This window comes from Aromatoleum petrolei (genome assembly GCF_017894385.1).
Classification (GTDB): domain Bacteria; phylum Pseudomonadota; class Gammaproteobacteria; order Burkholderiales; family Rhodocyclaceae; genus Aromatoleum; species Aromatoleum petrolei.
The window spans coordinates 3,043,417-3,066,127 of record NZ_CP059560.1; the positions used below are offsets into that span (position 1 = coordinate 3,043,417).

15 protein-coding genes are annotated in these 22,711 nt (G+C 67.1%); 4 read left to right on the forward strand and 11 right to left on the reverse strand.

Going from position 1 to position 22,711, the window contains the following annotated elements; genetic code table 11:
• Position 1 precedes the first annotated feature (1 nt).
• From ccsA to ToN1_RS13945, 10 genes are all read right to left on the reverse strand, one after another.
• Positions 2 to 826 carry a cytochrome c biogenesis protein CcsA gene (gene ccsA, locus ToN1_RS13900; protein WP_169205869.1) on the reverse strand — a complete coding sequence of 275 codons (825 nt, stop codon included), beginning with the start codon at positions 824 to 826 and terminating at the stop codon, positions 2 to 4.
• On the reverse strand, positions 823 to 1,665 hold the full coding sequence (locus ToN1_RS13905) for a tetratricopeptide repeat protein (RefSeq protein WP_169205868.1): 843 nt from the start codon (positions 1,663 to 1,665) through the stop codon (positions 823 to 825). The genes ccsA and ToN1_RS13905 overlap by 4 nt, the downstream gene beginning before the upstream one ends.
• Positions 1,662 to 2,609, reverse strand: coding sequence for a formylglycine-generating enzyme family protein (locus ToN1_RS13910; protein WP_169205867.1), 948 nt, complete (start codon positions 2,607 to 2,609; stop codon positions 1,662 to 1,664). The genes ToN1_RS13905 and ToN1_RS13910 overlap by 4 nt, the downstream gene beginning before the upstream one ends.
• Before the next feature lie 11 nt (positions 2,610 to 2,620).
• Complete coding sequence (locus tag ToN1_RS13915; protein ID WP_169205866.1) at positions 2,621 to 3,466, reverse strand: formylglycine-generating enzyme family protein; 846 nt, start codon at positions 3,464 to 3,466, stop codon at positions 2,621 to 2,623.
• Positions 3,463 to 4,473, reverse strand: coding sequence for a cytochrome c biogenesis ResB family protein (locus tag ToN1_RS13920; RefSeq protein ID WP_169205865.1), 1,011 nt, complete (start codon positions 4,471 to 4,473; stop codon positions 3,463 to 3,465). Before ToN1_RS13920 ends, ToN1_RS13915 begins: the two co-directional genes overlap by 4 nt.
• A complete protein-coding gene (locus tag ToN1_RS13925; protein WP_169205864.1) occupies positions 4,473 to 7,052 on the reverse strand; it encodes a cytochrome c3 family protein in 2,580 nt (859 codons plus the stop codon). The genes ToN1_RS13920 and ToN1_RS13925 overlap by 1 nt, the downstream gene beginning before the upstream one ends.
• A gap of 64 nt (positions 7,053 to 7,116) precedes the next feature.
• Positions 7,117 to 8,709: a B12-binding domain-containing radical SAM protein gene (locus tag ToN1_RS13930; RefSeq protein WP_210147812.1), complete on the reverse strand. Its 1,593-nt coding sequence runs from the start codon at positions 8,707 to 8,709 to the stop codon at positions 7,117 to 7,119.
• A 168-nt stretch (positions 8,710 to 8,877) separates the two neighbouring features.
• Positions 8,878 to 10,251: a LuxE/PaaK family acyltransferase gene (locus ToN1_RS13935; RefSeq protein ID WP_169207186.1), complete on the reverse strand. Its 1,374-nt coding sequence runs from the start codon at positions 10,249 to 10,251 to the stop codon at positions 8,878 to 8,880.
• Positions 10,252 to 10,407: 156 nt separating this feature from the next.
• Positions 10,408 to 13,023 carry a cytochrome c3 family protein gene (locus ToN1_RS13940; RefSeq protein WP_169207187.1) on the reverse strand — a complete coding sequence of 872 codons (2,616 nt, stop codon included), beginning with the start codon at positions 13,021 to 13,023 and terminating at the stop codon, positions 10,408 to 10,410.
• Between the two features lie 271 nt (positions 13,024 to 13,294).
• Positions 13,295 to 14,704, reverse strand: a complete 1,410-nt coding sequence (locus ToN1_RS13945) for a diguanylate cyclase (protein ID WP_169207188.1) — start codon at positions 14,702 to 14,704, stop codon at positions 13,295 to 13,297.
• Positions 14,705 to 15,012: 308 nt separating this feature from the next.
• On the opposite strand from ToN1_RS13945, the gene ToN1_RS13950 reads away from it, so the two are divergent.
• From ToN1_RS13950 to ToN1_RS13960, 3 genes are read left to right on the forward strand one after another with little or no spacing between them, the layout of a single operon-like run.
• Positions 15,013 to 16,251, forward strand: coding sequence for a glycosyltransferase family 9 protein (locus ToN1_RS13950; RefSeq protein WP_244860782.1), 1,239 nt, complete (start codon positions 15,013 to 15,015; stop codon positions 16,249 to 16,251).
• A gap of 47 nt (positions 16,252 to 16,298) precedes the next feature.
• Entirely contained in the window at positions 16,299 to 17,453 is a 1,155-nt protein-coding gene (locus tag ToN1_RS13955) for an aminotransferase class I/II-fold pyridoxal phosphate-dependent enzyme (protein ID WP_244860783.1), read from the forward strand.
• Positions 17,450 to 18,871, forward strand: a complete 1,422-nt coding sequence (locus tag ToN1_RS13960; protein ID WP_169207189.1) for a B12-binding domain-containing radical SAM protein — start codon at positions 17,450 to 17,452, stop codon at positions 18,869 to 18,871. The genes ToN1_RS13955 and ToN1_RS13960 overlap by 4 nt, the downstream gene beginning before the upstream one ends.
• A 44-nt stretch (positions 18,872 to 18,915) precedes the next feature.
• Here the strand turns inward: ToN1_RS13960 and ToN1_RS13965 are convergent, their stop codons facing one another.
• Entirely contained in the window at positions 18,916 to 19,260 is a 345-nt protein-coding gene (locus tag ToN1_RS13965) for a DUF2249 domain-containing protein (RefSeq protein WP_169207190.1), read from the reverse strand.
• A gap of 318 nt (positions 19,261 to 19,578) precedes the next feature.
• On the opposite strand from ToN1_RS13965, the gene ToN1_RS13970 reads away from it, so the two are divergent.
• Complete coding sequence (locus tag ToN1_RS13970) at positions 19,579 to 22,665, forward strand: putative bifunctional diguanylate cyclase/phosphodiesterase (protein WP_169207191.1); 3,087 nt, start codon at positions 19,579 to 19,581, stop codon at positions 22,663 to 22,665.
• Positions 22,666 to 22,711 lie beyond the last annotated feature (46 nt).

Genomic DNA, 22,711 nt, shown 5'->3' on the forward strand with positions numbered 1-22,711 from the left:
TTCAGATCGCCCCCTTGTGCAGCGCCGTGGAGATGAAGGGGATGCCGAAGAAGGTGAAGAACGCGACGACGAAAGTGCCCGTGACCAGCAGCGAGTTGGTCAGCGGTGGCGTGCGGAAGGACGCGCGCACGTGCAGCGTCAGCCCAATCGCGAGCCAGGTCACCAGCGACCAGACCTCCAGCGGATCCCACGACCAGTAACGGCCCCACGCGTCTTGTGCCCAGATCGCGCCGGCGACGATGCCCAGCGTGTCGAAGATCAGCGCCAGCGCCATGCAGCGGTAGGCGGTGGCGTCCAGTTCCGCGTCCCCGGGGAAGCGGGCAAGCGCGCCGGTGCCAATGTCGAACTTGCGGAAGATCGTGATCAGTGCGATACCCAGCGCGACAAAGGCTGCGCCGAGAAAGATCTTCAGGAACCCAATGTGGATGAACAGCCATACCGTCCGGTAGGTCGGCGGCAGCGACGAACCGTCCATCGGGATCAGCATCATCCAGCCCATCAGCAAGGTCACGACCGGCAGCACGAAGGCGGCGAAGGCGCGCACCCGCGGCAACAGCACGTAGCCGAGCCACACTGCGGCGACGAGGCCCCAGACATTGGCCGACAGCATCTCGAAGGTGTTGATCACCGGCAGGTGGCCGATGCGCATCCAGCGCGCACCGAACGCGGCCGTGTGCAGGAGCCATCCGCCGATCAGCAGCAGCAGGATCAGGCGAGGCCAGTCGCGGCGGAACACCAGGGCACTGATGGCCGCAACGGTCGCCAGGCTGTAGGCAACGACGGACGCCCAGAAGGCGACGAGTTCGGTTTGCAGCAGGTCGGTCATTCTTTCTCGAACATCCTGATCTTGTCGGCGTGCTTTATCTCATATTTCGTCACGCCGCTCTCATCGGTGGTGCCGGGGATCGGCATCTTCACCGCGACCCCCTTGCCGTCGCGCCGCAGTTCCTCTTCCGTGAAGCCCGGGGGGATGCCGCGGGTCGGCCCCCACGGGCCGCGACCGAGTTTCGATTCCCATTCCCAGATTGCCGAGCGCGCCTGCGCGACCTTGAGGCGGAAGGGGTCCTTGTCGGTCACCACGTGCAGGTAGCTGCGCATGCCTCCGAGCGCGGATTCGAGGTCGCCCATCGCCTCCGAGGCCTCGGCATGGCCGAAGTACGCTTCCGCGCGCAGCGGGTCGCGGTCGATCGCCCCTTCGTAGTACTCGCGCGCCTCACCGAAGCGACCGCGCTGCATCATCACATCGCCCATCAAATGGAAGGCTTCCGCGTCTTCGGGTACCAGGAACATCGCCTTGAGGAGAGAGTCAGCGGCCTGTTCGGGGAGTCCGCGTTTCAAAGCCTCTCGGGCGAGCGCGTTGAGGGAGTCGAGCGTCGCGCGGCGAACTTCACTTACGTGGCCGGCTGCATCCTTGCCCGGGTCGACCTTCAGCCCCGTGCCGGACGCCGGTTCGGCCTCGCGGGACTCGTCGACGCGGAAATTCGCGGGCGCGTGCGGCGCGACCGACGGGAAAGGCGAGGCGGCGCTGTGCGGATTGCCCGATTCGACGCCGCGGCCAGGCATCAGCGATACCACCGTGGCAATGAGGGCGATCGAAAAGGGTACGGCGAGGATCGCGCCACGGCGGTAATCGCGCACCTCGCGAGGCTGAGCGTGAGTGGTCATTTCTGTGCGATTACCCGGGCGGTGCCGGCCTGCAGGTGGCGCGCGACGGCCTCCTCGTCGATTGCGAAGCGTGTGCCGAAACAGACAAAGCCGCCGTCCGGGCGGTTCAGGTTGCGCGAATAGATCGTCATCCCCCGCGCGTGCGTTGCCCAGCGGCCGCCCTTGAGGATCTTCATCGGGCGGTCGATGTCCTCGCGCAGCGAGCCCTTGGCTGCCGGCGCGGGGTTGCGCAGCCCGTCCTTGAGCGCGAGGTCGTAGGTGTTGTCGTACCAGTCGGCGACATGCTCGTACACGTTGCCCCCCATGTTGTACAGGCCGTAGGGGGAGCGGCCGTTGGCGAATGCGTCGACGGGCGCGGGGCTGCAGCCGGCGTGTGATTTGAAGCCCGCGAAAGTGTCATCGGGGTACTCATCGCCCCACGGGAACATGCGTTTGTCCGTGCCTCGCGCGGCCTTGACCCATTCCATTTCGGTCGGCAGGCGGAAGCCCAGCCATTGCGCGAACTCGGCCGACAGCTCGTTCGACAGGTGCGTTGCGGGGAGGTCCTGCTCGGGTTCCTTGAGCGTATAGCCGGCGGTGGCGTTTCCGGTCACCGAGCACCCGTCCCTTTCCCCCGCGTACTGGTTGCGGTGCTTGACGTTCGGCTGCTCCATGAAGCGTTTGAAATCGCGCGCACGCGCCTCGAACTTGGCGAGATAGAAGCCGTCCAGCCAGATCCGGACATCCCGGACGTACTCGCCGCCTATCGGTTTCTGATTCTGGGAATAATCGACGTTTTCGATGCCATACCAGAAATTTCCGGCCGGAATGTGGATGAATTCGACGCCGTTGATCAGCACCTCGCGCGGCAGGGCGACTGCCGGCGTCTGGGCGTGGGATGGCTGAGGCGAAAGGGCACAGTACAAGGCCGTGGCAATGATGGCGACGTGTTGGTAAAGCGGCATGTCGGCGTTCCTTAGTCCTCGCGCACGATGCGCAGCCCGATCAGTCTCAGGGTGTCGCTTTTCGGATAGTGTCCGCGCATCGTGCAGCGCGTCTGCACAAATTCGGTCCGCACGCTGCCTCCGCGGATCACGGCCGTGTCGCTTCCGGCGCTGTGGCGCGGGTTGTACAGGCTGTGGCGGGCGTAGGCGTTGGCGGCGTAGTCGTCGGCGGTCCATTCCCACACGTTGCCGAGCAGGTCGTGGAAGCCGGCGGCATTGGGCTTGCGACTGCCGACCGTTGCCGGTGCGACGGGGGCGCGGATGTCGGCAACAGCGATCTCCTGCAGTTCCGTCTCGTTCGCCGGAACGTCCCGGTCCAGTGATGTGGGGCTTGCGCCGCGGCAGGCGAATTCCCATTCCGCTTCCGTCGGCAGGCGGAAGCGATGGCGTTTGCCGTTCATCGCCGAGAGGCGCTCGGTGAATGCGCGCGCCTGCTCCCAGGTTACCCGTGTCACGGGCAGGTTGTCGGCGCCTTCGGCATTGCCGTCGGGCAGGGAACCCATCACCTGTTGCCATTGCCTGCGCGTGACTTCATGACGGCCGAGCCAGTAGGTATCGAGGCAGGCTTCGTGCGCGGGCGCCTCGTCGGCCGAGAGTGATTCCTTGTACTTGACGCGCGCCCACCCGTTTTCGTCTTCAGGCGGCAGCTGCGCATCGTTTCCCATGCGGAAGCAGGCCTTGCCGACGCGGACGAACTCGAGGCCCGACTTCGGGTCGGTCCAGGTGCGCGGCTTGCCAGCGTCCGCAGCGTGAAGGGCTGTGCTCGTCATTCCGGCGGCGAAGAGCAGGGCCGCGGTTGTCGCGGTGAGCGGTCTCATGGGCAGGTGGGCGTTTGGGGAATGGGTCGAAACAGGATGCGGGCGTAGAACCAGACCAGCGACAGGACCGCGAGCGCGATGCTGCCGATGAGCCACGGCTTGGTCGGGTCGGCGACGATGCGGTAGCCCATCCACGAGCCCAGCCGGACGTAGGTGAGAGTGCCGTTGGCGCGAACCACGCTCTGGCCGGGCTTGAGGATGTGGCGGTCGTTGCCGATACGCAGGATCAGCTGGTGGTGCAGCGGGTCGACACCGAAGTTGGTGCGAGAGCGGGCTTCGCCGGGACTCTCGTCGGCCTCGAAGTCCACCATCAGCCATGCCTTCTCGCCGTCCGGGAGCGCCCAGTCGTTGGCGCTCGCAAATTCGCCGCCATTGTTGTCGCGCAACTGCACGGTCCCCAGCTCGTCAGTGCCGTCGGGTTTCTGCCAGCGGAACACCGGTGAGAAGCCGCGATGTCGGCTCGTGTAGATGCGGTAGCCGTGGAGAATCAGAGGAATGTCGTCACCGATGTCTGCCGTGTGCGCGTCGCCATCTGTCGTCTGCCAGCCGACACGGTTGTAGGTCGCGTGATAGTGACTGCGGGCGGAGAAGTTCTCGGTGAATCCGAGGTTGGTGAAACGTATCCTGTCGAGACGGTTTGCATGGACGGGACCACTTTCCTGGGCGAGCATTTCGCCTTCGAAGCCAGCCCCGGCGGTCACGGTGGCCTGTCCCTCGAAGTAGGTCAGGCGGGCGATCACGAATGTGGCGGTCATCGCGAGCAGGGCCAGATGGAATACCAACAGCGGCAGGTCGGTGCGGAAGCGCCGATTCGTCGCGATGGCAGCGATCAGGTTGGCCGCTAGCAGCGAGAAAGGGACGAGCATCGCGAGCGTGGCGCTGCGGCCAGGTGTGCTCGCCCACAGTGCACAGCCGGCCGCCAACACGAAGAAGGCGGCCGACAGCTTGGGCGACGCGATTGCGAGCGCCCAGGCTGTCGGCCGCGCGGGTTCTGCGGGTGTGGACATCAGAATCCGCACGCGCTGGACATCCAGTCCTTGCCGTTATTCCCTGACACGCCGCAGCTCCCCTCCGTCCATTGGCCGCTGGCCTGCCATGTGTTGATGCGCAGCAGCGCGCGGTAGTAGTACGGCGCGATCGTTTCGGTGCTGGTGCTGCCGACCTGGGTACAGCCGGCGGCCTTGCCGCCTTCGGGGCCAACGCAGGCGAGGTTCACGAGGAAGGCCTTGTTCTTCCAGCCGTGCGGCACCGCGATGTGGCAGGCCATGCAGTAACGCGAGGTCTTGGCGTCCCAGCCGTGCGACGCCTCAGAGTCCGCGCCGGCGAAACCGCTCGCCGTGCTCGGATGATGACAGCGCCCGCAGATGCCGCCGCTGCTGTTGCCGTCCCGCGTGTTGCTGGGGGTTACCGAATCGTCCCATTTGCCCTTGAGGATGAAATTCTGCGGCGAGCCGTGCGGCCCCTGCACTTGCGCCAGATTCGGACCGTTGCCGGTGGCGCCCTGAGTCGTGCCCTGGCTCCAGGAGCCCGAATTTCCGTGGCAGTCGGAGCAATACATCGTCTGGGTGCCCAGGCCCGTGCTGAACGGGTTGCGGATATTGGTGAAGGTGCCGGACGAGTTGCGCGTGCGTTCTTTCGCATCGCGACCCGTCGGCCACATCACCGGGTGCCACGAGCGGTGGTTGTTGCCGGTGCCGCCGCCGATGGGGGAGGTGCCGCTCGGATTGCAGTCGCCGCCACCGCAGGCGGTGCCCGAGTTGGTCTTCTCGCCTTGGTCGGTGCCCGTGGTCGGTGGGTCGGTGGCCTTGACGGCCGAGAATTCGGCCGCGACGTTGGTGTATTTCGACATGCCGTTGGTGTTGGTGGCAGTGCCGCCCGTGAAGCTGCCGAGCGAGGGGAAGGTGGTACCCGCACCGTAGTCGGAATGGCACTTCAGGCACAGTTGGTATTCACGCGTGAGATAGGGGTTGGTGCGTGCTGTATCCTCGCTGCCGCCCGGTTCGCCGCGCTTGACGGTGTAGGTGCTTGGCGTTTCAGGGAAGCTGGTCGCCGTGGAGACTACGCCCGCGGTGGGTTCGACACCCCAGGTGCCACGCAGCGGGCCGGACGCGATGTTGCTTCCGGGAACGTGCGTACGCTGCGACGCGGAGCCCTTGCCGTTGAACAGCGCATTCTTCAGCACCCGGTGGGGGTTGTGGCAGTCCGTGCATTCGACGTGCCGGTTGAGGTGGTTGCCAGAGCCAAGCAGCGTGGGGTCCTCGATGAAATCTGCGCCGCACTTGTTGGTGGGTGTGTTGCAGCTTACGAAGCTGTCGCTGAAATTGCCGCCGATGTCGTGCTTCTCCGCGTTCGCGGGCTGGTCACCGCTTGCGATCGGCATGCGCTTGTTGCCGGTCGTCGTGAAGTCGCTGCGGATGTTCGGTACGCCCGTGCTTGCCGTCATCGTTGGCACGCTCAGGATATTGGCGGCAGCGGTGGTATGGCACTGGTAGCAGGTTTCCTCGATGGCAGGGTTGCCGCCCGCCTTTGGCGTGGCGGAACTGTCGGTGCCTTCGCGCAGGATCCGCCGCGAGCCCTGCACCGTGTGGGTGTCGTGACAGTTCAGGCAGCCCGCTTCCCAGACCTTGATGCCGGCCGGAAACTCGCGCTGCGTCGATGCCGTGCCCAGATACGAATACGTGGCGACGCTGGTGTTGGCGTGAGCGGAGTTCGACCAGGCCAGAAAAGCATTGCCCTGCCGATCCTTGTTCTTGTCGTGGCAGCCGAGGCAGATCTGGTCCGAGCTGGGATTGAAGTTGGTCCCGGGGCTGCCGCCTGTCTGGAAGCGGTTCAAGCGCAGGAATTTACTCGCGTCGAGGTGCGGATCGTGACAGCTCGTGCACTGTACCTTGCCCTCATGGTCGAGCGGCAGCATCGGCTTTGTGCCCCGGCTGCGAATCCCCACCACGGTTTTCGTCTCACCCGCGACTTGGACCGAATAAGGCGGCGAGCGGAATTCCCCGTCGCGCCTGGACAGGGTGTCGGATTCCGGAGGTGCGCTCTGGAAGGTGAAGGAGATCGGGTGGTCGTTGCGCAGATCGACGCCAAGGTTGCGCGTGTAGCCCGTCGTATTGTCGGTCGTGGGCATCTTGCCGTCGGGTGTGCCGACCATGGAGATGCTCTTGCCGGTGCCGGTGCCGCTGCCGGGAGAGTTCGCGACGGCGCCGAGCGCGAGCGTGCCGTCGTGGCAGGACAGGCACAGCTTGGAGGCACCCCCGGGCTGCCCGATCGTCCCGTTGAGAATGTCTTCGGCGTCGAGCGAGTTCGAGGTGTAGGGGGTGTAGGTGGCCGTGGACAGCGTGCGGTTCCACAGCGGGCCGGGGGCGGTGGCGTTGGCCGCGTGCGGGGTGTGGCAGAAGACGCAGATCTGGTCCGTGCCACCTGAGCTGGTCGCGGCGGATTTGACCGTTCCCGGGCCGTTTGCCGAGAGGTTGTGCTTGGTGTTCGAGATCTTCGCATTCGTGTTCTGCGCGGGTACCTGCGCGCCGTACCCGAGCAGGGCTGCAGCGACGAGCATCAGGGCATGGAATCTGTGGAAATTCTTCATAACCTTTTCAGTGCTGCGGGTATTTTGGCGCCCAGATAAATGCGAAACGACTAATGCTAAACGATTATGGAATCGGCGCGAAGTTGCGCGGTTCGGCGCCGGCCTGGACCTTGAGGTCGCGGCGCGTGGCGTTCACCTTGCGCAGCATCTGTTTGACCGCCTCGGGCATGCGCTGACCGGCCGCCATTTCCTGCATCTGGCCCGAGAGGTAGGAGTGGTTGATGAGAATGTCGAACACCGCCAGCATGAATTCCTGCTTCCACGATGACAGCTGATCCAGGTTCTGGAACTTGTGCATGAAGAAGTTGCGCGAGGCGCGGCCGAGTTCGCGCTCGACTTCCTCGAGCGTCATCGCGTCGGGTTTGACGACGGGCTGCACGAGGTTGTACTTGCTGTAGTCCTTGGTGGCGACGTGGGCCTCAAGTTGCGGGTAGAGGTCGGCGTAGGGCCACGGCGCGATGGCCAAGAAGAAGGCCATGTCGGGGTTGTAGAGCTTGGCGAGCTCCACGGCTTCCTTGAAGGTCTCCGGCGTGTCGCCGGGCATGCCGAGCACGAAGGAGGTCTCGGAGACGATGTCGGCGCCGTTGATGATGTCGATGGCGCGGCGCGAGTCGGCAGCCTTCGAGCCTTTCTTGAAGAGGTCGAGGGTGGCCTGCTGGCCGGCCTCGACGCCAACGTAGATGTGCTCGACACCGGCCTCGGCGTAGCTGTCCATGATGTCCTCGTCGCGCACGATGTCGTCGACGCGGGTTTCCATCAGCAGGCGCACACCGGGCTTGCGCTCGATCATGAGCTGGAGGATGCGTTCCCAGCGGGCGCGGTCGAAGGTCGGGATCTCGTCGGCGAGCATGGCGACCTCGACGCCGTACTGCTGGTGCAGCATCTCGATTTCGGCGACGAAGTTCTCGGCGCTGCGGGCGCGCCAGCCGCGGCGCCAGAAGAGCTTTTGCGAGCAGAACGAGCAGTCCTGCTGGCAGCCGCGCGCGGAGGAGACGATGGCGAGGCGTGCGTCGTTCTTGGCGCGGTACTTGTAGATAGGCCACTCGACGAGGTCCCAGGCGGTGGGCAGGGCGTCGAGGTCGCGGATGAAGGGGGCCGAGCGGGTGGCGATGACGCCGTCGTCGCGCCAGAAGGCGATGCCGGCGACCTTGGCCGGGTCGTCGCCGGCGTTGAGGCAGTCGAGCAGCTCGGGCAGGGTGCGTTCGCCTTCGCCGCGCACGACGTAGTCGATGGCGTCGTTGTCGACGCGCAGCATCTCCTGGTAGCAGAAGGTGGCGTGCACGTTGCCGATGACGGTGACGGTCTCCGGGTCGATGTCCTTGGCGAGGCGCAGCAGCTTCGTCGCGGCGACGATCGCTGCGGTGAACGCCGAGGTGCACACGACGTCGGGGCGGAAGTCCTCGAGGCGCTTGCGGATCTGGTCCTCGTCGTGCCACAGGGCCATCGCGTCGTAGTAATCGACCTCGTAGCCCGCCTCGCGCAGCGAGCCGGCAATGTACACGAAGCCGACGTTGAGCCAGGTACCGGCCGATTCGACGACTCCCGAGTGATAGGGCACGGTGACGAGCGCAACGCGCTTGATCTTGCGTTGGCGGGGGGTGACGGGACCGGTGCGTGGGGGGGGGATGAAGGTGATCGGGGAGCCGTTGGTTTTCATTGTTCTCTGTGTGCGGACATGCTGGGGGCCAGACTACCGGCGGCATGGTAGGTGAGCCCCTGTCGACGGGGTTTGACGTACATCAACGGCATTGCCGAAGAGGTGGCCGAACCCCGCGCCGAATAGGTCGGCACGCAGGGCGCGGGCGCGCGCAGGGGGCTCGCGGGGTTAGCGCACCGCGGCGGAGGAGTCGGTGGCGGATTCGGCGCGCGGAACGGGGTTGGCGAGCATTTCCTCGCTTAGCTCGTCGCATGGGCAGACGGGCGGCGTCATCGGCAGCGACGTCGGCACGGCACCGGTGGTTGCCGCCGGCTGGCGCGCACGGGCGAGGCCCATCTTGAAGCGGATGGAGAAATTCACGTAGGCCTCGAGGAAGCGGAAGATCCGCTTGTCGCCCATCGGCCCGACGGGGCGTTCGCTCGGCAGCGGCGTGACCTTGCCGTCGACGAGCTTTGCACGGCCGACGATCTGGAAGCTGCCGTCATGGTCGACATAGCCGAGGTTGTCGGTCTGCACGGCCAGTACGGTCGGCAGGTTGGCGAGGTCGTAGTGGCGCAGCAGGCCAACCTCGCCGGCAGGAAGCGGTTGCAGGTCGTCGAGGCCGACCGCGGCGACGCGCGCCCACGGCGGGGTGAGGCGGCGGCGTTGCGAGCTGCGGCCGTGAACGGCGGCGCGCAGCGTGTCGTCGAAGTAGTTGGTGGCGCTTTCGGCCATGCCGAGCACGTTCACGCAATGCGAGGCGGGGATGCCGAGCACTTCAACGGCGAGACGGAAGTAGTCGTCCTGCGTGAGTTCGCCGAAGCGCCCGCGGTAGCCACCGCCGTCACCGATGCGGCTGCCGGCGGGCAGGCGGAAGCGCAGACCGCGCGCCTTGCAGGCGTTGAAGAAATAGACGAAGGCCGAGGTCGAGCCGATCATCGCGAGCGGGACACCGGTCGCTTCGGATTCTTCTATCGCGGCGATCATGCCCTTGATGTCGAGGCCCGAGTAGTCGAGCAGGAAGCGGCTGTCCGGCGTGCCGAAATGGCGGCGTGTCTCGTCCATGCCGACCGCCATGCCCATCGAGGGCGCCATTTCGGGACTGGGCGCGAGGATGAGGATGCGGCAGCGCTGGCCGCGCGCGAAGTCGGGGAAGAGGTAAGCCGCGGTCATCGTGCGGTTGGCCGTGAGGATGAGCTCGCGGCCGATGTCGTCGCGGAAGATCTGCCCGCGCCGGTTGGCCGTGGTGCCGCTGGTGATCTGCGCCATCACGGCCTGCTCGGGCGGGAAGGAGGTGACGATCGCGGTCTTGAAGCTGTCCGTCGGGAAGGCGGGGATCTGGCGCCAGTCGGCGACCTGCGCCGGGGTGATGCCCTTGGCGGTACAGAATTCGCGGTAGGGGATGTTGCGCTCGAACTGCCAGGCGAAGATGTCCAGTGCGAGCTTGTCGAAGGGGCTGCGATCGGCGTCGACGCCTGCGGCGATCATCGCGCGGATGCGCTCGGCGAGCCCTTCGCGCACGGGGTCGGGCTGGGGGGCGGCGGCGGGAGCGTTGGTGGTCATGGCGGCGACTCTGAGTGTGCACACCGCGGACGTCGCGGCGGGGTCCGGTTCCACGCGGGCAAGGCGCGTGAGCGGGCCGGACAAGGTGTGCGCACTCTATCAACAGTCGTCATGCTGCTTGTTGACGAGGATCAGTCGCCCCGCCGGATGCGGGACTTACGGCGGATTGGAGCAGGTGTTCGTCATCCAGTCCTTGCCGGTGCCCGAAGTGTTGCCGGTGCCACCCTGGCTGTTGGCGATCAGGTTGGTGCCGGTCTTGCCGGCCGAGCCGCAATCGGTGTCGTTCCAGTCCGAGTTCTGGCGGAAGTTCACTATCTTGAGCTTGGCGCGACGGTAGTAAGGACCTTCACTGTAATTGGAGGCGTTGCCGTTGGTCGCGACCTCCTTGCTCCCGGCCTGGCCGGCCTCGGCGCCGACGTCATTGAGGTTCACGAGGAAGGACTTGTTCTTCCAGCCGTGCGGCACGGCGACGTGGCACCAGTTGCAGCGCATGCTGCCGACCTTCTCGCGGTGGTAGGAGTGCAGGTCGCCGCGGCCGCCACCGCGGAAACCGGTCGTGCCGCCGCCGTTGGCATAGACCGTCGAATGGCACTTGAAGCACAGGGCGTTGGTGTCGGGGCTGCCCGTGCTGGTGTTGTATGGGCCTTTCAGCAGGAAGTTGTTGGTCGAGCCATGCGGTCCCCATGGATTCGGGCTCGTCGGGGTGATGGTGCCGGCGGCGGTGGCATTGCCGTGGCAGTCGGTGCAGTGCATGGTGTTGTTGCCGACGTTGGCGCTCCACGGGGCGAGCCAGGAGTTGGCGTTCGCGTTGTTGCGCAGCGAGGTGGTGCGGCCGGTGCTGGCCATGACCGGGTGCCAGGAGCGGTGGTTGTTCGTGTTGTAGCCGGCGCCGCCATCGGTGCCGACGCTGCCGGGTGCGCCCTGGTGCGTGATGGGTGACTGGAATTCACGCGCCTGATTGGTGTAGCGCGTGTAGTTGTTGCGCTCGGTCGATGACGAAGGTGTTCCCGGGGCACCCAGTTCGGGGCGCTTGAGCCCGCTCGGATACACGTTGTCGTCCGTATAGGCATAGTCGGAATGGCACTTCAGGCACACCTGGTATTCGCGCGTCACCCACGGGCTGGTGACGGCGGTGGCGGCCCCTTGTCCGCCGTCGCCGCTCTTTTCCGTGTAGCTGTTCGGTAGTGCGAAAAAGCTGCGCAATCCATAAACGGGCTCGACGCCGAAAGTGCCGCGCAGCGCGCCCGAAGCGAGGTTGCCGTTGACGCCGCCGGGGACATGGGTGCGCTGGTCCGTCCCGGTGAGGTTGAACAGGCTGTTGCGCGTCACACGATGCGGGTTGTGGCAATCGGTGCACTCTGCGTGGCGATTGTTGACGTCGATCTGGCCGAGCGTCGGGCGATCCTCGGTGAAGTTGCGGTCCTTGATGTCGTGCGTCTCGACGCCGGATTTCTGTTCGGCGGTGGTGATCGGCATGTGCCGCAGCAGGCTGAAGTCGGATTTGATGTTGGGGACGGTGCCGGTGGCAGTGTCGACGATGCTCTCGCCCGCGGTCGTGTGGCACTGATAGCAGGTTTCCTCGATGGCGGAGACGGTGTTGGGCGTGGCGGTCGAGCCCGTCCTGAAACTGCCGACGCCGGTGCCGCCGGTGGCGCCGCTCACGCCTTCGCGCAGCAGGCGGCGCGTGCCCTGCACGGCGTGGGTGTCGTGACAGTTGAGGCAGGCGGCCTGCCAGACCTGCGTCGTCGTCGGGAATTCGCGGCGGTTCGCGGCGTCGGTCTTGTATTGCTCGTCGGCGATGGTTTGCGACGCGTGGGAGGACTGCGACCACGCGGTGCCGAGCTTGTCGTGGCAGCCGAGGCAGATCTGGTCGGACGCGGAATTGAATGCGCCGCCGGACGGGTTGGACGTCTGGAAGCGGTTCAGGCGCAGGAACTTCGATACGTCGAGATGCGGGTCGTGACAGGTCGTGCATTGCACCTGGCCCGCTCCCGCGGTGCCGGTCGGTTGCAGCGGCAGCAAGGGTCTGGAGCCGGGGCCGCGGATGCCGATCACGGTGCCGCTGCCGGGGGGGTGGCGCTGCTGCGCGTCCATGCGGCGCAGTTCGCCGTCGGTGCTTGCCAGCGTGTCGTTGAAGGTGAACGAGATCGGGTGGTCGTTGCGCAGGTCGATGCCGAGATTGCGCGTGAAGCCCGAGGTTGCGCCTTGCGGGCCGGCGGGCATCTTGCCAGCGTCGGTGCCGCTCATCGTCACCGATACGTTCGCCTTGCCGCCTAGCACGCCGACCGTGCCGATCGCCATCGTGCCGTCGTGGCAGGAAAGGCACAGCTTGGAGCTTCCGCCCGGCTGTGACAGCGCACCGAAGATCGTCTGTGCGTCGAGCGAGTTCGAGGTGTAGGGCGTGTAGGTCGCGCTGGATAGTTCGCGGTTCCATAGTGGCGCCGGCGCGCTGGCGTTGGCCGCGTGCGGCGTGTGGCAGAACACGCAGATCTGGCTTTCCGCGGTGGCCTTCACCGTGCCGGAGCCGGAGGAGGAAAGGTTGTGCTTGGTATTGGCGATTTTCGACTGCTGCGCCGATGCGGGGGCGATGCAAATGACGGCGAGCAGGGCGAACACCGCTCGACCCAGCCTGCGGGTCCAGCGACGGGTATCGACGAGCCCGTGCGGGGGGGGGGCGGCGTGGGTGGTCCGGGCCGCGGCGGTCGCGGAGCTTCGGCGGCCCCGCAGTGGAGGGACGCCGATGGAAGGGCCATCGTCGATGGACTCGTTCATCGTCTGTCTGGTGTGCGTTGACGGTTGGGACGCCCGCACGCCACCCAGCGCGGGGCCGAATCGACCGGCCCCATGTCGACGCCGAATCGGGTTTGCAAGTTCCGCCAGCCCGGTGGGTGAGGACGGACAGTCACGCTTGCTTGCGCAAGGCTCGTTGTTTTTTTCCGATTATCGGGTACGTCCCGGCGAATGCAAAGTGCCGAAACGCATGGGTACGTCAGCGCCCTGGCCGAGCGACCGCATGCGCGTGCTGGTCGCGGATTGCTGCGGATTACGTCGACGTCGAGGCGGGGGGCGTTTCCAGATAGGGGAAGTATTGCCGGTCGGCGCCCACGAGGTGCTGGGCCACGATGTCGTAGGCGAGGAACTGGAAGACTTCTGCGATCGGGAGTTCGGCGTCCAGCCGGGCGCGTTCGAACAGGTCGTTGGCCAATGCGAGCAGATGCCCATGTTCCGCCGCGTGCGCCTCTCTGTCGGGATAGCCGATGGCGGCGTGCAGTCGCTCTTCTTCGGTGAAGTGCGTGGTGATGTCCTCGACCAGGACTTCCATGGCTTCGAGGACTTCCGCGCGGGGCGCGTGCGCGATCACGGCCTGCAGGAGCCGATTGGCGTGTTTGAAGAGCTGACGGTGCTGGTGGTCGACCCGCTCGTTGCCGCTGCGGTAGCTTTCGCGCCACACCAGCTCGACGGGCGAGGAGGCGAGCCGGGTGCCATCGCTCGCGTACGCGGAGTAGGGGTCGGCGACGACGCGGTTGCGCCCCGTGTTCTTGGCCCGGTACATCGCACGGTCGGCCCGTGCAAGCCAGTGTTCGAAGCCTTCGCCGCAATGGTATTCGGCGACCCCGACGCTGATGGTGACGGGGCGTGCGCTCGACAAGTGCGCCTCCTCCACGCGGGCACACAGCTTGTGTGCGAGCTGCTTAGCCTCGCGCAGGGCGGTGTCGGGTGCGAGCACGACGAATTCCTCGCCGCCCCAGCGTGTGATGGTGTCGGCGCGCCGGATGCCGCTGCGGATGCGGCGGACGAGTTCGACGAGAACGTAGTCGCCGACGGCATGGCCGAGCTGGTCGTTGATCTCCTTGAAGTGATCGACGTCCAGCACGAGCAGGGAGACGGCGTGACCGTGGCGCTCGGCGCGCGACATTTCCAACAACGCGGCGTCCTCGAGGTGGCGCCGGTTCCATGCACCGGTCAGCCGGTCGGTGTAGGCGATGCGCTCCATCTGCTCGAGGGCATGGAGGAGCTCGGCGTGGCGTGCCTCGGCGTACTCGGCCGGATTGGGGAGGCTGCCCGTGCGTGTGCCGATCTCGGTGGCGATCATCCCCGAGGCGATGACTTCGCTATCGCCTGCGCGCAGCGGGAAGCGCGTGATGAGGAAGCGCCGTGCGCGCAGTCCCACGATCGCCTCTTCCTCGCTGTGAGTGACTTCCGTCGCGGCGCTGTTACCGATGCGCAGGGCGCGCGGTGCGCCGGCGGTGTGCAGCACGTCGTCCTCGTGCCGGCCCGGCAGCGATTCGGCGGGGAGGTTGAGGAGCTGTGCGAAGGATTCGTTGGCGTAGAGATAGGTGCCGTCGTTGCCACGAATGGCGATGAGCGCCGGTGACTGGGCAACGAGCGACTGCACGAGCGACGCGCGGGCGTCGTGAGCCGGGTTTGCCGATAAAATCAGGGTTTCGCTCATTCGACCAGCTTCCGAGTGCGTGATTAATAACCGCACTCCGGGCAATGGCTTGCGATCGTCGGCATTCTAGCGGGATCGGAGCCGGGTTGGCGTGATTCAGATCACGTGTTTTCCGGCGGTGGCGGCACGCGACGGCAGGGGCAAAGCGCGGTATAGTCCGCTCCGTTCGAATTCACCTCAATTGCCCGTTTCTATGCGTATTTCGTCCGATTGCGCGCATGCACTCGACATGATTTCGCGACCGACGCAGCGGAACGGCGATCTGCGTCAAGGGGGGGGCGGTGCCCGGCCCTGAGGCGATGCGTCGCATGGACCGCTGGCTCGGTGTGCCGTTGTGCGCCGCGCTGTCGGGAATGCGCAGGGCGACGCGCGCGTTGCGGCCGGTGCCGGAGAAGGAGCAGGCCGTGCGCCGCGTGCTCTTCGTGCAATTGGCCGAGTCGGGCAGCATGGTCCTTGCTGATCCGGCAATGCGTGCGCTGACGGCGCGCAGCGGTGCGCAGGCGTATTGCCTGACCTTCGCGCACAATCGCGACAGCCTCGCGATCGCCGGCACGGTGCCGCCCGAGCGCGTGTTCGTGATCCGTACGGGTTCGCTGCGCATGCTGGCGGCGGATGCCTGGCGTTTCCTGCGCGACGTGCGCCGGGCGGGCATCGACGCGCTGGTCGACCTCGAACTGTTCTCGCGCCTGACGGCGGCCCTGTGCCTGCTGACCGGGGTGCGCCGACGTGCGGGGTTCCACCGTTTCGAAGGAGTGGGGCTGTATCGCGGCGACTTGTACACGCACCCGCTGGCCTTTAACCCGCAACTGCACATGGCGCAGAACTACCTGATGCTGGTGGAGGCCTTGTTTGCCGAGGACGTGCCCCCCGCGCCGCGTGTGCCGGCAGCAATGCTGGTGCCGCGGGTGCGCCGGCGCGAGTTGGGCGCGGACGAACTGGCGCCGGTGCGCGACAAGCTGGCCCGGCTGGTGCGCGGTCCGGTGGGTGGCGAGCGTTTGGTGTTCGTGAATGCGAACGCAAGCGCGATGCTGCCGCAGCGGCGCTGGCCGCAGGGGCACTTCGTAGCGCTGGTGCGCGCGCTGCTCGCGCGCCATGCGGACGTGCGCGTGCTGTTGATCGGCGCTGAGGACGACCGGGCGACGACGGCGGCAATCGCGGCCGAGGTAGGCGAACGCCGCTGCGTGGATATCGCGGGGCAGTTCGCCCTCGGCGAGTTGCCGGCGCTCTTCACGCTTGGTGCCGCGCTCGTCAGCAACGACTCGGGGCCGGCGCACTTCGCTGCGGTCACGGCCCTGCCCGTGATCGCCCTGTTCGGCCCCGAGACGCCGGTGCTGTTCCGGCCGCTCGGCGAGGTGACCGTGATCAGTGCCGGCCTCGCCTGCTCGCCGTGCGTGAATGCCGGCAATCAGCGGCGCACGCGCTGCACCGATAATCAGTGCATGCAGCGGATTTCCGTCGCGGAGGTGTTCGGCGCGCTGTGCCGCGTGCTCGATGCGCGTGCCGCGCGCCCGGCGCACAGCGACCATCTGGCAGAGGTCGGGGCGTGATTCCGCGTCGGCGCATTCGGCTGGAATGGGCGGACCTGGCGGACGCCTTGCGCACGCCGTGGGTGTCGGCGGATGCGGCGGCGGATCAGGTGTCGGCATTCGAACGCGCCTTCGCCGACGCGATCGGCGCGCCGCATGCCATTGCGACTGCGAGCGGCCGCGATGCGCTCGGGCTGATCCTGGATGGTCTCGGGCTCGGCGAGGGCGACGAGTTAGTGATTCCCGCCTACACATTGGGCGAACTGGTGCCGCTGATTCGTGCGCGCGGGATCGTGCCGGTGCCCGCGGACGTGGATCCGGCGAGCTTCAACATGACCGTGGCGAGTGTGGCGGCGCGTATCGGACCGCGCACGCGCGCGATCTTCGTCGTGCACCTGCTCGGTGCGCCGTGCGACATCCGCGGCATCTGCGCCCTGGCCGATGCGCACGGGCTTGCGGTGGTCGAGGATTGCGCCCATGCGTTCGGTGCGTCGATCGATGGCCGACCGGCCGGGAGCTTCGGCAGCGCGGCGCTGTTCAGCCTGGAGGCGACGAAGGCGGTGGCGGCGTTCGGCGGCGGCGTCTTGGTGACTGCGGACGCAGCGCTGGCGGCGGCGGCCCGGGCGCGCCTGGCCGGTCGCGAACGACGCGAATGGCTGCCGGTGCGCAAGATGCTGCTCAAGTTTGCCGAAGAGATTGCGGTGCGCAGCCCCGCCTATGCGATTGCGGCGCGCCTGATGTTTTCCGCGCGTAGCGCCGGCGGGTTCGACCGGCTCTACCGCCAAGCGCATGACCGGGTGCGCGGCAAGCCCCTCGCGTTCAGCGCTTTCCAGGCGAGGCTGGGGCTGCGCAAGCTGGCGCGGGTGACAGCGCGGCAGAAGCGGCTCAACGCGCAGTGGGAGGCCCTTGCGCGCGATCTGCCGGCGCGCTTCGTCGCCCAGCGGCGCAGCGATTTTGGCCGGCCGGCGTTCTACAATTTTGTTGCGCGCTTCGACGGCGATATCGGCGCCCTGCGCGCTGCGGCGCAACGGCACGGTCTGGACCTCGGCATTGGTGGCGAGGTGATGGACGATACCGCGGCGATGCTCGGTTTCGCGGACTGTCCCGGAGCGGCGGGGGCCGCCGCGCAGGCGGTCCTGCTTCCGCTTTACGATGGATTGTCGGAGGCGCGGCTGCGGCGCACTGTCGCCGTTCTCCGGCGAATTGCGGAGGAACTCGCATGAGCGGCACGGAGCATCCGGTCGTCGTGCTGCGCATTGATCGCGAGGCGGGGCGTCACACGGGGCATCCGCGTCACCTGCATCCTGCGCTCGACCTGATGTACGTGCAGGCGGGCCTCGAGCAGGCGCTGCAGGTTGCGGTACCGTTGCTCGACGGCTGGCTGGGGCAATTCCGCGTCGAATCCTTCATTGCGCGCGTGCTGGCGCTGAAGCCGCGGGTCGCGGTAATCCGCGCCGTGACGTGGTGCCTGGAGGAGTCCGTGCGCGTGGCGGCGGCGCTGCGCGCGGCTGGCGTCGTCACGATCGCGGTCGGGCAGCAGGTGCAGCACGTGGCACGGACGCGCTTCGGCGGTTGGAACGAGGCCTACGATCTCGCCGTGGCGGGCGAACCCGAGGAGCAGGCGCCGCGCTTGGCGCTGCGCGTGCTGGCGGGCGAGGACCTTGCCGGTCTGCGCGCGGAGTGCCGCCGACGCATGGACGCGGGCGAGGTCGCCCTCGTGGAGGCTCCGCACGCGCTGCCCCGTCCGCGCTTCGGACGCGATGCGCTGAAGACATATGCCTTCCCCTTTCCGGTGCGTGGGCGGCCGGCGGCGCGCTGGGGCTACGTGCTCACCGCCTGGGGCTGTCCGCGACCGTGCCGCCACTGTACCGCCATCGTGCGCAAGAGCGTCGGGCGCGACCTGCGGGTGCGCCCGGTCGGCGATGTTGTCGACGAGGTGCTTGTGCTGCAGGCCGCCGGTGCGCAGGCGATCGCTTTCGAGGATGATTCCCTGCTGGTGCATCGCGGGCGCTTCCTGCAGTTGGCCGACGAGCTGGTACGGCGTGGCGTGGGGCTCCCATGGATGGCGAATGCCCGTCCCGACGAGCTCGACGAGGAGCGGGTGGCGGCGGCAGCGGCGGCTGGAGCAGTGTTGTTGAAGGTGGGGGTGGACAGCGGTTCGGCCCGTTTGATCGAGCGCCTGGGCAAGACTGCGGATGGTGCGGGGTGGATCGCCGCGACCGAGTCGGCCTTCGAGCGGCTGGATCGGGCCGGTATCGGCTCGGTGGCGCTGTTCATGGTCGGCATGCCGGACGAGACCGAGGCCGACGCCGAGGCGACGCTGGCGCTGGCGCGGCGCATCCGCCCGGACTACCTGCAGATGCAGATCTACCGGCCGTATCCGGACGTGCCCTTGTGGGGCGAGCTGCCGCAGCAGTCGCGCACGCACGGCGCCGAATACCATTACCTGACGCCGGCGACGAGCTGCAGCCTCATTCCGCCGGTGGCGCTGGCGGCCCTGCAGCGCCGTTTCTACCGCAGGTTCTATTTGAGCCCGGGGTTCGTCGCGCGCCACCTCGCCCGCCACTGGCGGCACTACCTGTCGGTGGCCGGGCTTGCGCGTGCCCCCGGCGCGTTGGCCTACCTGATGCGCGGCGCCTGAAAATCTGCACACCGGCCCGGCGTGGGGCCGGGCCCGTGCGGAGGTCAGTGACCGGAGCAGCCGCAGCCACCACCGCCACCACCGCAGCCGCCGCCGGTGGATGCCGGGATCGGAGCGGGCTCCTGGTCGCGTGCGCCGAGCTGGATGCGGAAATCGATGACGATGTTGCCCGGTTCGCGCGCAACGTAAGCGATCGCGACCTGGGCGCCATAACGCTGCTGGATCTGGTTGAGGAGGGGCAGCGGGTCGTGGTCGTTCACGAAGCGCATGGTTTCGCCGTCCTCGAGGGATTCGAGGGCGCCGAAGATCGCGGCGTGGCGGAAGCGCTTGGCGACGCCGCGGGCGTCAAAGGGAAAGACGGTGTTGTCGAGGATGGGCAGTTCGCTCATGAGTCGGGTCTCCGGGTTGGGGCGGCGATGGCGATATGAATGGCTTACGAAACAAGTACGGGGGTGCCGCAGGGTTCCGATCGTAGGGGGCGCAGGTGCCCCGCGCCTTGAGCCAGAACAAGAATTCACCCCCGTCCTCGCGAGTGCGAAGGGACACGGACGGACGCCCGCGATATGACGATGCACAGGATTCTTTCCGATGTGTTATCTTTAAATAAAACAAGAACATATTCAGGAAAGTGGATGAGGCGACCTGGGCGGAGTCCTTGCGGGCGGCGGAAAGCTGAGGCGATGGGGGGTGTCGCTGCGCCGAGACGCATGCGCCTGGGCCTGCGCGGCCGCTATGCACTGTACGGTGCGGCGCTGACCACGCTGGTCGTGGTCGTGATGGCCGCCTTGTCGTATTTCAATGCGCGCACGCTGGTGCACGGCATCGCCGCCGGGCACCTCGCGCAGATCGCCAGCTCGGTGTCGGAGCGTATCGAGCGCACGCTGGACCTGGCGCATCGCGAGCTGGTCGCGCTTGCCGGACAGCCCCTGCTGTCGAATGCGCTGCTCGACTCGCAAGGGCGCGATGCCTATCTGAGACCCTTTCTCGCCCGCCACACGCTGCCGACATCCGTCGACTACAACCTCGTCCTGGTCGATTACCGCGGCGACGCCGTCGCGGCGCGCAAGGCACCGCGGAGTTTCCGCGGCGAGGCGTGGTTGTCGGAGAAGGTCCTGCGCGGCGAGACGCATGTCGCCATCGAGCAAAGCGGCCCGGATGCGGTGCTGCGCATCGCGGCCCCCATCCTCGTGAATGCCACCGGAGCCTTCGAGGGGGCGCTGGTGTTCGAGGCGAACCTCAGCCAGTGGTTGCATGGCACGGGGTCACCGTTCGACCTGAACGACGACGGTCTGGTGGAGGTGGCGCTGAGCGCGGGTGGGGGCGTCGTCGTGCAGCGTGCCTTTCCGGGCAACCCGGCGCGGCTGGTGACGAGCGCGCACGGGGTGAGCGCGGGCTTGCCCCTGTCGGTGCCCTTGCAGGTGAGCGTGAGCATGGATGCCGATGTCTTCGAACGGCCCATCGAGCGCTTGCTCGCCGAGCATGTGGCGTGGGGCCTGGTCGCGATCATGCTGGTCGGTGCAGGCAGCTACGCGCTCGCGCGCGCGCAGACGCGCCGCATCGAGGAGCTTGCCAGCGAGGCGCGCGAAGTCGCGCTGACAGGGCGGCCGCGGCAGGGCTTCGGCGCGGGGCGCTTCGGCAACGACGAGGTCGGGGATCTTGCGGCGAGCCTGGTGCGCCTGCTCGAGGAGTTGAAGGCGCACGAGAGCGAACTGGAGACGCTGGTCGAGGAGCGCACTGCGGACCTGAACCGTGCGCAGGCGATTGCACATGTCGGCAGCTGGGTCTATCTGCCGCGCGAGCCCAGGCTCGAGTTGTCCGCCGAGACGCGACGGCTTTTCGGCTTGTCGGCCGAGTTGCAGCTGTCGTGGCAGGTGCTGTTGGACGCCGTGCATCCCGAGGATCGCGGCATGGTGCGCAGGGCATGGAAGCGCGTGCTTGCGGGCCGGCCTTTCGACATCGAGCACCGGGTGCTCCTGGGGGAGGAGGTCCGCTGGGTGCGCGAAATCGCCGAACGCATCGTGCTTCCGGGTGAGCCTCCGCGCTGCGTCGGCACGGTCGAGGACGTCACGGCGCGGCGCCTCACCGAGGCGCGCATGCGCGAGGCGATGGTGGTGTTCTCGGCGTCGAGCCAGGGCATCATGACGATGGACGCGGAGGGTACGATCACGTCGGTGAATCCCGCTTTCTGCCGCATCACGGGTTACGCGGCGGAAGCGGTGATCGGGCGCAAGGCCACGGTCTTCGGCTCGGGACGCCAGGACGAGGCCTTCAACGAGGCGATGTGGTCGGCGCTTGCGAGCTGCGGCGAGTGGGAGGGGGAAGTCTGGAACCGGCGTCGCAGCGGCGAAATCTACCCGCAGTGGCTGACGGTGTCGGCGGTGCGCGGGGACGAGGACGGTGTCGTCGAATATGTGGCGATGTTCAGCGACATCACCGAGCGCAAGCAGCATGAGGACGAGATCTGGCGCCAGGCCAACTTCGACGCGCTGACCGGGCTCGCGAACCGCAGCCTGTTGTACGACCGCCTCGATCGTGCGCTCGCACATGCGCGCCGCAATGGCAGCAAGGTCGGCTTGCTGTTCCTCGATCTCGACGGTTTCAAGTGGGTGAACGACACGCTGGGCCACGACGTCGGCGACGAGCTGCTGGTCGAGGTCGCGCACCGCCTGAAGGACTGCGTGCGCGAGCAGGACACCGTGGCGCGCCTGGGCGGGGACGAGTTCACGATCGTGGTAGGCGATCTGCAGGACGCGGAGCATCTGCGCACGGTCGGGGAGAAGGTGCTGGGCGTTCTGGAGCAGCCGATCGCGCTGCCGGCCACGCGCCACCAGATCTCGGGCAGCATGGGAATCACGGTGTTCCCCGACGATGGCGACGACGTCCACAGCCTGCTGCGCAACGCGGACATCGCGATGTACAAGTCGAAGCAGAACGGCAAGAACCGCTTCCACTTCTATGCGCGCGAGATGCAATGCGATGCGCTCAAGCGCATGCAGATGGAGGCGGACCTGCGCACGGCGCTCGCGCGGGATGCCTTCACGCTGGAATACCAACCCATCGTCGCGGCCGCCAGCGGCGAGCTGTTCGGTGCCGAGGCGCTGATCCGCTGGTCGCATCCGCAGCTGGGATCCGTGTCGCCCGCCGACTTCGTGCCGGTGGCGGAGGACAGCGGACTGATCGTGCCGATCGGTGCGTGGGTGTTGCGCGAGGCCGTGCGCCAGATGCATGCCTGGCGCGAGATGGGCCATGCGCTGTCGCATCTTGCGGTGAACGTCTCGGGGGTGCAGTTCCGCGACCCGGCCCTGCCCGAGCTGGTCGCCGAGGTGATGGACAGCTATGCCGTGGCGTCGGGCGCGTTGACGCTAGAGATCTGCGAGTCGGTGATGGTCGACGCCAACAGTGCAACCGAGAAGCGCATGCGTGCGCTGAAGGATCAGGGGGTTGCGTATTCCCTCGACGACTTCGGCACGGGATTCTCGTCCTTGTCGTATCTGAAGCGCTTTCCGGTCGATATCGTGAAGATCGACCGCAGCTTCGTGCGCGACTGCCCCGAGGACCGCAATGACGTGCATCTGGTGGAGGCCATCATCAACATGGCGCACAGCCTCGACCTGAAGGTGGTTGCGGAAGGCGTGGAGACGCAGGCGCAGGCGGATTTCCTGCGCGAGCGGGGATGCGATTACCTGCAGGGTTACCTGATCGCGAAACCGCTGCGCGCAGAGGCCTTCGAGGGGCTGCTGCGCGGCCGCGAGCCGCGAGCCGACCGCCGGGGGCTGTCGCTGGTGGCGGGCTGAAATCCGCCCTGCTTGCCGGGCCCTTCGACCGGCTCACGGCGAACGG